This is a genomic window from Legionella waltersii, from assembly GCF_001468085.1.
Lineage (GTDB): Bacteria > Pseudomonadota > Gammaproteobacteria > Legionellales > Legionellaceae > Legionella > Legionella waltersii.
This window is the reverse complement of sequence record NZ_LNZB01000038.1, coordinates 150,324-152,414: the sequence shown is the minus strand read 5'-3', so window position 1 is coordinate 152,414 and position 2,091 is coordinate 150,324. Positions and strand designations below refer to the sequence as shown.

Here is a 2,091-nt window from a genome sequence, read left to right as displayed (position 1 = left end):
TGAACCGTCGCTTCGCTCCGAAGTGTTCAACTTCGACAGGAATAGGTGTTCAACATGAACAGGAATCACTGTTCAACATCACAGGAATCCTCAATAACGTTCCATCTATGGAAAGAAGAGATTGTTACAATGTGGCGGTTTAGTAAATCAAATGGCATCACTGAAGGCTTTCATCGTAAGATGAAACTTATACAACATAGAGCTTATGGCTTTCGTAACTTTGAAAATTATAGAACCCGTGTTAGGGTGTTGTGTTGTTAATTGGGGAGTGCCCCCGTAATTGGGAAAGAGCCGGCCTATTGGATGTTTTTGGAAGATTTTAGAAGTTTATATGGTGGAGGCGGCGGGAATTGAACCCGCTACTATAGGTTTTGGGAAAATCATGAAAAACAATGAAAGACTATGAAAAACCGCATCAAATCAAGGCAGGATGCAGATCGGCAATTGCTATCTTGTTGTCTTTGGTTGTCCTTAATTGTCAGCAAATAAACCCGCAATAACCCCTTTTTTTAAACTATATCAGTTTCTTGAGGCATCCCTTTGATAAATTGTTAACAGGCTAAGACGCATGTGCATAAATCACATGAACACGCTCAAGATTAACATGTTGTCTAGCTCTCCAAAGCTCAAAATTAGTTTGCATCTGCATCCAACTTTCAGGACTTCTGCCAAACGCTTTACTAAGTTTTAAAGCCATTTCAGGAGAAAGATCCGATTTGCCTTGTATGAGCCGTGAAAAAGTTGAAGGCGCAACATCTAAATCCTTTGCTGCCTGCCTTAGACTTATATTCAATGTTTCAATATAAGTTTCTTTAATGAATTCACCTGGGTGTGGTGGATTATATTGTATAGCCATCAGTGATAATCCTCATAATTTACGATGTATGCATCACCATCTTCAAATTCAAATGTAATACGCCAATTACCATTTACTGTAATAGACCAACATCCCTTGCGATCACCTTTTAATTTATGCAGGTCATAACCTGGCAAATCCATATCTTCTATGACTTTAGCAGTATTAAGCGCACCTAATTGTAGTCTTAACCTTTTTTGATGCTTAGACTGTATACCTGAATGATCTCCAGTTTCGAAAAAGCGCTTAAGACCTTTATGTTTAAATGATTTAATCATATGTAAAAATATAGCATGTTGCGCAACACGAATCAATTATTTCCGCAAATTATTCAAATGCAGGGTGTTAGCAAGTGTAGGTTGGATCGTTACCCAACATGAGTACCATATAGGGGTCTGAACAAATATTTCTCTTAATAAACAACATCATATCTGGTAAATAGTTCGAAGTCCCATTCTTAAAAGCTATTTTTAAGGCTCAAAATAACTTCTAATTTAAATGGTACAAACTTAAATTTGTTTTCTTAAAAGCTATTTAAGATCACAAAAATGGCTTTTAAGAACAAAATCCGCGGTGTTTTAAGACGTATTCTATTGTTTATTCAATAAAATTTTTCGGTCTACCCCCTATGTCTGGACAAAATTCATAGGGTATTGGAACTTCGGTCAGCATATTTCACTCACTTTCTAGGTCTTGGAATAGAATGTTTGCATTTATCACAATAGGTTCTTTCTTCATCCTCCAACCATTCAGCAGGATGTTCATGCCTATGAATATATTCAGGTTTTATAGGGTTCTGAGAATTATGGGACGTACCGTTAAATGAGAAATAATCAAATTCATGGTTTTTTTGTCATTCAGCATGCTAAAGGGACCGTCGATCAGCAGCTAATGGGACCGCCTAAAATGTCAAAACGGTACCTATCAAACTGGTCCACTTTTAGTTAATTATAACCTATTATTCTCGCTTTTTTGTTTCTCTCTCTCCTCTGTAACTTGGACCATCTAATGTAACCCGGTATGCATTATGTCTTAACCTATCGATAGTTGCTGCAGCAAGTAATCGATTGGGGAAGGCAGAGCCCCATTCACTAAAGTCCAGATTGGATGTAATGATTGTTGATGCACGCTCATAACGTTCCGAGATTAAGTCGTGAAAATCCTCATCCTGTGGGTTGCGTAATGGTCTTAGTCCAAAATCATCGATGATTAGTAGTGGCATTTTCACCAGTTCT

Annotated in this window: 3 protein-coding genes and 1 pseudogene; 1 reads left to right on the top strand and 3 read right to left on the bottom strand. The window is 37.4% G+C overall.

From position 1 onward, the window contains the following. Positions 1-96 precede the first annotated feature (96 nt). Positions 97-261: pseudogene (locus Lwal_RS17065) on the top strand (transposase); the annotation flags it as partial. 298 nt (positions 262-559) lie between these two features. On the opposite strand, the gene Lwal_RS08330 reads toward Lwal_RS17065, so the two are convergent. The 3 genes from Lwal_RS08330 to Lwal_RS17920 all read right to left on the bottom strand — a co-directional run. Continuing rightward, positions 560-856 (bottom strand): HigA family addiction module antitoxin, encoded by a 297-nt coding sequence (locus Lwal_RS08330; protein WP_025384770.1) that lies wholly within the window; start codon positions 854-856, stop codon positions 560-562. Continuing rightward, entirely contained in the window at positions 856-1,170 is a 315-nt protein-coding gene (locus Lwal_RS08325; RefSeq protein WP_269458314.1) for a type II toxin-antitoxin system RelE/ParE family toxin, read from the bottom strand. Before Lwal_RS08325 ends, Lwal_RS08330 begins: the two co-directional genes overlap by 1 nt. Positions 1,171-1,814: 644 nt before the next feature. Beyond that, positions 1,815-2,091 (bottom strand): ATP-binding protein (locus tag Lwal_RS17920; RefSeq protein WP_274519329.1); only part of this gene is annotated, 277 nt, incomplete at its 5' end.

Bases quoted from the DNA above. Each gene is read 5' to 3' on its own strand.
- Lwal_RS08330 (WP_025384770.1), bottom strand. From the start codon at position 856: ATGGCTATACAATATAATCCACCACACCCAGGTGAATTCATTAAAGAA.